This window comes from Achromobacter maghribensis (assembly GCF_057334215.1).
This window is the reverse complement of sequence record NZ_JBHFII010000063.1, coordinates 88,312-96,078: the sequence shown is the minus strand read 5'-3', so window position 1 is coordinate 96,078 and position 7,767 is coordinate 88,312. Positions and strand designations below refer to the sequence as shown.

At 63.2% G+C, this 7,767-nt stretch carries 5 protein-coding genes; 3 read left to right on the top strand and 2 right to left on the bottom strand.

Annotated features, from left to right (window positions below):
* Window positions 1-882: 882 nt before the first annotated feature.
* On the bottom strand, window positions 883-1,221 hold the full coding sequence (locus ACE039_RS29780; RefSeq protein ID WP_485824136.1) for a hypothetical protein: 339 nt from the start codon (window positions 1,219-1,221) through the stop codon (window positions 883-885).
* 123 nt (window positions 1,222-1,344) lie between these two features.
* On the opposite strand from ACE039_RS29780, the gene ACE039_RS29775 reads away from it, so the two are divergent.
* Window positions 1,345-2,298, top strand: a complete 954-nt coding sequence (locus ACE039_RS29775; protein ID WP_448708531.1) for a LysR substrate-binding domain-containing protein — start codon at window positions 1,345-1,347, stop codon at window positions 2,296-2,298.
* Between the two features lie 128 nt (window positions 2,299-2,426).
* Here ACE039_RS29775 and scpC read toward each other — a convergent pair whose 3' ends face one another.
* Entirely contained in the window at window positions 2,427-3,944 is a 1,518-nt protein-coding gene (gene scpC, locus ACE039_RS29770; RefSeq protein ID WP_485824135.1) for a succinyl-CoA:acetate CoA-transferase ScpC, read from the bottom strand.
* Window positions 3,945-4,191: 247 nt separating this feature from the next.
* On the opposite strand from scpC, the gene ACE039_RS29765 reads away from it, so the two are divergent.
* Together ACE039_RS29765 and ACE039_RS29760 are read left to right on the top strand one after the other, a co-directional pair.
* Entirely contained in the window at window positions 4,192-5,118 is a 927-nt protein-coding gene (locus ACE039_RS29765; RefSeq protein ID WP_105557978.1) for a LysR family transcriptional regulator, read from the top strand.
* Between the two features lie 226 nt (window positions 5,119-5,344).
* Window positions 5,345-7,750, top strand: a complete 2,406-nt coding sequence (locus tag ACE039_RS29760; RefSeq protein WP_485824134.1) for a DUF3772 domain-containing protein — start codon at window positions 5,345-5,347, stop codon at window positions 7,748-7,750.
* Window positions 7,751-7,767: the final 17 nt, after the last annotated feature.

Genomic DNA, 7,767 nt, shown 5'->3' with positions numbered 1-7,767 from the left:
TTAACGCCCAACTTCATCACAGTGCATCGCATCAAGCGCCCACACTTATCGGTTGTTTAATTGTTAAAGAGCGGTACTGCTAAATTCTTTACTGCTACCTCGCTGAACCCACCCGCTTCGCTCGGCTTTTGCCTTGCGTCGCTTGCTGTTTTCAGCAGCAGAGAGGCGAGATTATGAAGGAGTTTTTATCGCCTGTCAAGTCAGCCTTGTTCGCTTTCGCGCCCCGCTTTCTTGCCTGCGACCCCTTCGGGCTTACTCTCACCTGCTCTCTTTAGCAGCTATCGAAATATCAGGGTAAACCCTAAGTTTTCGGCAACTGCCAAGCCTGAAACTATAACACAACTTTTGCAGATTATGCAACCGGCTTTTGCCTGACTTGCATCCAATCTTGCAACCCCGCCGCTTTCGCGGCAGCCCTGAATCAGGGGTTGGTTACGACTTCAGGTGGCTAGCAACTAGGTCCGGGTAAACCCTGAATCGTCATCACCAGCCAAGCCCAAGACTATAGCACGATTTTTGCAGATTGCGCAACTGGCTTTTGCCTGATTTGCCGCAATCCTTGCAATAACCGCTGGGCTCTAATTTCTGAACCCTATCGCGGCAGGCTTGGCTGAGTGTCCGTTGGGTTGCCCCGGGATGCCCTGCTTTGCCTGTTGTGCTTGCTTGGCCCCGCCGTTCAAAAAACTGTCTGAACTGCGAAGGAGCGAGACTATAGCACAACTTTTGGGCTGTCATGCGCCGGAAGCAAAGACGCCTTCAATTTCTCGCTGAGAGACGGGAAGGTGGCCGCTGCCTATATATAGAGGCGTTGCGCAGCGTTCGTTCCTGGCCATCCCGCCACCCTCGCCTGATCCTCTCTATATATAGAGAGATCGGGCACGGCTACCAGCGCATGTAGTCCGTATGCTTCAAGCGCGCGAGGTCGCGTTGCATGGTGGTTTCGTTTACCAGCCAGTTGGGCGCCCCTACGTCTTGCAGGATGTGCGGGTCCATGTCGGCGGCGAGGTTACGCAGGCGGGATTCGGCACGACGCTTGCAATATGCGTCCCAGACCTTGGCCAGCCAGCCGCGGGATCCCTCTGCGTCCTGCTTATTTGTTGTGTGTTGGCTGCCCTGGTGGCCTGCGCCGATGTTGGCGGGCGATGGCGGCGAGGCAACCTGGGCTCGGCGGCGTTCCGGCCGGAAAGGGGATGCGGGGGACGTGCAGGTTTGGGCGGACATGAGGGGCTCCTGGCTCTTGGACGTTTTGGTAAGCGTAGTCGCCCAGACATCGCCTGAAAATCGAATTGTTTTTGGGTTATTGGTCAGTTAATCTAACCAGATGCGATTTTTCCGAGAATTCTGATGCGTTTGCCTCTGAACACCTTGCCCGCCTTCCGCGCCGTCGCCGAATTGCAGAACCTGCGCGCGGCGGCGGATCGGCTGCACTTGACGCATAGCGCGGTCAGCCAACAGATCAAGGGACTGGAAGAACAGTTGGGCTTTCCGCTGTTTGAACGCAGTGGGCGCGGCATCGTCCTGAATAGCGCCGGCGCCGCGCTGCTGTGCAGCGTGCAAAGCGCGCTTTCCGTATTGGACGAGGGCGTGATGGCCGCAGCCGCTGCCGCGACGGGTAGCGAGCAACGCTTGCGCGTGTCGGTGCTGCCTTCTTTTGCGCAGCGCTGGCTGTTGCCCCGCATGGCGCGGTGGCGCGTGCGCAACCCGGGCCTGTCACTGGAGATCGAGACGTCGCAGCAGGTCGTGGATCTGGTGCGTGACGGCTTTCATGCCGCACTGCGGTTTGGCCGCGGACCTTGGGCGGGCGTGGAATCCGAGCCCCTGTTCGACATGCCGCTGCCGCTGATTGCGCTGGCGTCACCTGAAACAGCAGCACAGTTGGAAGACAATTCCCCCGAGACGCTGGCCCGCCAGCCGTTGCTGGGCGAACGCGAAATGTGGCAGCACTGGTTCAATGCCGCCGGCCTGCGCACGCCCGTCACGCCGGTGGCCACGTTCAATGACGCGGGGATGATGCTGCAGGCGGCTGAGCAGGGCTTGGGCATTACGCTAGGCCGCGAACTACTGGCCGCGGATGCCCTCTGTGCCGGGCGCCTGGTGCGGATTTCTCCCATGAGCGTGCAGTATGAGCAAGCGCAGACTTACCATCTGGTCTATCCGCCCAGCCTGCGCGAATGGGCACCGCTGGTCGCCCTGAAGCAATGGCTACGCGACGAACTGGAGCTGTCTCGTTGCGCGCTTGTCACCACGCCGTCCGAGCTGGATGTTCCGCCCCTGGATCCTGGGCGAAAAAAAAGGTAAAGCAGCTTTCGCTGCTTTACCTCTACCTAAACACGGCGACCGGCGGGAGCACTCCCCGCGGACCAGGATACGCTTCGCTCGCATGGCCTGGCGGACGCCGCGGCGGCGGCAGTCAACATTGCGAGCCGTCAGGCCACCTTGCGCGCCGGGGCCTTCGCCGGCTGCATCGAATCCGTTTCATTGAAGCGCTGATGCCAGGAAAACGCCTCTTCCAACAGATGGGGGGTCTGACCGCCGCGCTGGCAGGCGCGGTCGAAATAGTCCTGCAACGCATCGCGATAAGACGGATGCACGCAATGCTGGATGATGGCGCGCGCGCGTTCACGCGGCGCCAGGCCGCGCAGGTCCGCCAAGCCGCATTCGGTCACCAGCACATCCACGTCGTGCTCCGTGTGGTCCACGTGGGACACCATCGGGACCACGCTGGAGATATCGCCGCCCTTGGCCATTGACTTGGATACGAAGATTGCAAGATGCGCGTTGCGCGCGAAGTCGCCCGAGCCGCCGATGCCGTTCATCATGTGCGTGCCGCCGACGTGCGTGGAGTTCACGTTTCCGTAGATATCGAACTCCAGCGCCGTATTGATGCCGATGATGCCCAGCCGGCGGACGATCTCTGGCGCATTACTGATTTCTTGCGGGCGCAGCACGATACGTTCGCGATAGTGCTCGATATTGGCCAGGATCTTGTCGTAGACGGGCTTGGATACCGTGATGGAGGAAGCCGACGCGAAGGCAAGCTTGCCTTGGTCCAGCAGTTCGATGGCGCTGTCTTGCAGCACTTCGGAGTACATCGTCAGGTTCTCGAAATCCGACGACTCGAAGCCGTGCAAGACCGCATTCGCGATGGTGCCGATGCCGGCCTGCAGCGGCAACAGGGAGTTCGTCAGCCGGCCCGCGTCAACTTCGCCTCGCAGGAACGTGTTGATATGGTTGGCGATGGCGTTGGTGTCGTCGTCGGGCGGCAAGGCGTTGGACGGGCTGTCCGGTTCATGCGTGATGACGATAGCGGCGATCTTGTCGGGATCGACGTCGATGAAGGGCTGGCCAATACGCTGGTCCACCGACACCAGGCCGATCGGCTGGCGTGCCGGACGGTCGGCGGGCACATAGATGTCGTGCAGGCCTTCGATGGCGGCAGGCACGCCCACGTTCAATTCGATAATGATCTTGTCGGCCTGTTGGGCGAACGAAGCCGAGTTTCCCACCGACATCGTCGGCACGATCGCGCCCGACTCCGTGATGGCGGCCGCCTCGATGATGGCGACGTTAATCGGGCCCAGATGGCCCGCGCGCAGTTGCTCGACGGTTTCCGACAGGTGCTGGTCGATGAAGGCAATGTCGCCTTGATTGATCTTGCGGCGCAGCGTGGTGTCGACCTGAAACGGCATGCGGCGTGCCAGCGCATTGGCCTGGGCCAGCATCTTGTCGGTGTCATGGCCCAGCGAGGCGCCCGTGATCAGCGTGATCGACAGGGGCTCGCGCTGGGCCCGCGCCGCCAACGCGGCCGGCACGGACTTACAGTCCCCGGCGCGCGTGAAACCGCTCATTCCCACGGTCATGCCGTCCTGCACCAGCAATGCCGCCTGATCGGCGGATGTGATCTTGGCGCGCAAGCCAGGGTGGCGGATACGGTCGAGGTGCATGGAGTCTCCAAATTTAAAGGCCAACGGCTTGCGGCCGGGCGCGGCGGGGCCGCCTATCAGCGCCCGGGCGCCGTCTTTCGCGGCGTTTCCCGATATCCCGGTGTGGCGCGTGGCCGCGTCCAGGACGAATTTTTCGCAGTATAGGAAGGCGCGCTTAAATCTCGTAATGACTTAAAATCATTCAAATCAGTCGTTTTTTTCATCAATTGACGCTTTTGCGCGCAACGCGCCTAGGGAGCCTTACGCCATGGACGTGCGTGCATTGCGGTATTTCGTGGAAACGGTGCGGCACGCCAGCTTCACGCACGCAGCCAAAGCGCTGTTCGTCACGCAGTCGACCGTCAGCAAGATGATTCGCCAATTGGAAGAAGAGGCAGGCACGCCGCTGTTGATCCGCGACGGTCACACGGCGCGCCCCACGGACACCGGACGCGTCATGTACCAACGCGGGCTCCAGGTGCTGGAGACCATGCGGCAACTGTCGGAAGAATTGCGCCAGACCGCCGACCTGGATCGTGGCGCGCTTGAGGTCGGGATCCCGCCGATGATCAATCTGCTGTTCACGCCGGTTGTGAAACGCTTTCGGGAGCTACACCCTGGCATTCATCTGACCCTGCGCGAGGGCACGGGCCAAGCCGTTGAAGCGCTGGTCGCGAACGGCGAACTGGAAGTGGGCGCGACGATCCTGCCCATCGCGCCCGACGGTGGACTGGCCGCCCAGCGCTTCGGCAGTTACCCAATATGGGTGATCGGCCCACCCGACGCGCCCTGGGCGGGCAAAACATCCCTGCCCCTGAGCGCCTTGCGAGACGCTCGGCTGCTGATTCCCACCGACGACTTCGCGGTCACCCGGCGCCTGCGTCAGGCCTTCGCCGATGCAGGTTTTCAGCCCGGCATCGCCGCGCAAAGCGCGCATTGGGATTTTCTGGTGGCGATGGCATCTGCCGGGCTGGGCGTCGCGTTGCTGCCTGAACCACTGATGCAGCGCATGAAGACGCGGGGCCTGAGCACGGCGAAGCTTGCCAAGTCGGGCATGCAATGGGAGGTGGGCCACATCTGGCTGCAATCCGGATATCTGTCCTTTGCCGCGCGAGCCTGGCTGGACGTATGCGACGCCGTACTGGGAAAGCCCAAAAAACCGGCCTCCCGGGGCACGCCAGCCCGCCCGAGTTGATTCCAAACGTTGACCTCGTAAACGTGGATTGCCGGCTGGCCGGCCCGCCAGCGCCCCTGAGGGACCGGCATCCGATCCGGCCCTGTTTCCCTGCCCCCTGGGGATGGGCGAAAGGCCCTCGACGTCTCTACCCATAAATTAGGGACGCGCTACGTGTTTTTGTTGCAACGGACCGGTCCGCGGCTTGTTATGCTGCCGCCTCGACGCGAGTGTCTCGCACAAGAATATGACCCAAATCCGCATCCCCCTGTTCTTCAGTATTCGGCGCCTTCATGCGCCCCAGATCGCCGCGCTTGTCGCGGCGTTGTTGTTGGCGCTCTGTCTGATGCCAGCCTTCGCGGCGCCGCCGCCGAATCCGGCGGAAACCGAGACGCAGCTGGCGGCGGCGCGCAAGCAGATCGACGACATTCGCAAGCGCGTCGCCGACGAGACCGACGACGCCACGCTCGTCAAACAGCGCGGCGACGCGCTGGACATCCAGTCAAAAGCCGATGCGGCCACCGAAGCGCTGGCGCCCCAGTTGACGAGCCTGACCGCAAGATTGAGCGAATTGGGCGCGCCCCCCGAAGGCGCCAAGGAAGCCCCCGACGTGGCGGCCCAGCGCGCGCAGCTGGAGAAAAGTAGCCGCGCGCTGGATGCGCAGATCAAGCTGGCCCGTTTGCTGTCCGTCGACGCCGGACAGACCGCGGAGCAGATTTCGGCGCAACGCCGCACGCAATTCCAGGCACGCATGGGCGAGCGGCGCGACTCGTTCCTGTCCAAACAATTCTGGGTGGAATTCCACGAGGAATTTCCGCGTGACCTCGAGCGCTTGGAAGCGTTGCGCGACGACCTGTCCACCGCCATCCGGCAAACGCCCACCTGGGGATGGCTGTTGCTGGCCGTCGCGGCAGCGCTGACGATCGCGCTGCGCATCTGGATTGGCCGGCTTTTTCTGCGCTTGACCGCGACACGCGTGCCCCCGGGCCGGCTGCGGCGCTCGTTCCTGGCGGTGGCCCAGCTGACCCTGTCGGTCGCGACGCCAGGCGTGATCGCGCTATTGATCCACGCCGGCCTGGACTGGAATTCGCAGCTGTCCGACAACACGGGCGCCCTGCTGGCGACACTGGTTGCGACCGTCTGCTTCGGCGGCTACGTGTCTGGCCTGGGCAATGCGCTGCTATCGACGCATCGCCCGTCCTGGCGCCTGCCCCCCATCAGCGACGCGGTGGCGACGCGCCTGAATTGGCTGCCCAACCTGCTGGGCACGCTGGTCGTGATGATCTGGCTGGCCGAACGCCTGCCGGTGCTGCTGAACGCCAGCCTGACGACAACGATCACGCTGACCGGCATCGTCGCCGCGATCATCATGATCATGATGGCCATCGTGCTGGGTATCTGCCGGAGGTTGCGCCGCCAGAGCATCCTGGAAAACGACGCGCCCGCTCCGTTCTGGACGTCGCTTGTGCTGGGCACGGTGTGGGCGGTGCTGATTCTGGGCCTGGGCAGCTTGCTGGCGGGATATGTGGCCTTTGGCGCCTTCCTGACCAAGCAAGTGCTGTGGACGCTGATCGTGCTGGCTTCCGCCTATCTGGTGTCGACGCTGATCGAAGACGGGTTCAGCACGCTGCTGGGCACGTCGCACCGCGAAGGCGACAACGAGGGACCCAGCCTGCGTGACCAGGCGGCCGTGCTGCTGTCGGGCATCGGCCGAGTGGCCGTCGGGTTGCTGGCGGTGATTCTGCTGCTGGCGCCTTTCGGCGAAGGGCCGGCCGATCTGGTGCAACGCTTTGACCAGCTGCGCAAGGGCCTGGCGATCGGCGAGGCGCAGATCCGCCCCGGCGCGGTGCTACAGGCGCTGATCGTGCTGGGCCTGTCGCTGCTGAGCGTGAAGATGCTCAAGCGCTGGCTGTCGAACCGCTACCTGCCGACCACGGAACTGGATCCGGGCATGCAGTTGTCGGCCGCGACCTTGTTCGGGTACGCGGGGTTTGTGCTGGCCGTCGCCTTATCGTTATCGGCAGCCGGCATCGGCCTGGAACGCGTGGCGTGGATTGCCAGCGCGTTGTCGGTGGGTATCGGCTTTGGCTTGCAAGCGGTGGTGCAGAATTTCGTGTCGGGCCTCATCCTGCTTGCCGAGCGCCCGGTCAAAGTGGGTGACTGGGTGTCGCTGGGCGGCGTTGAAGGCGACATCCTGCGCATCAATGTCCGCGCGACCGAAATCCAGATGGGCGACCGGTCGACCGTGATCGTGCCCAACTCGGAATTCGTGACCAAGACCGTGCGCAACGTCACCCGGTCGAATCCCTTGGGACTGGTGCAGATCAAGCTGCCCCTGCCGTTGTCGACGGACGCCGAGCAGGTGCGCGAATTGATCTTGCAGGCCTTCGCGGACCACGAGGACGTGCTGGAGACGCCCGCGCCCAACGTGTTCCTGGACGGCATCGAAGGCGGCCATCTGGTCTTCAACGCCAGGGGCTACGTTTCCTCGCCGCGCGCGGCTTACGGCGTGCGCAGCGCGATGTTGTTCACGGTGCTCAAGCGCTTGAATGACGCGGGCCTGGAGGTATCTTCGCCCCCCACGATGCTGCTGGCCTCGGCGCCTTTGCCGGAGGCGGCGCCCGGTGCCGTTGCGCCGCCCGCCTCCACCTGAACGCTCTGCCGCGCTGG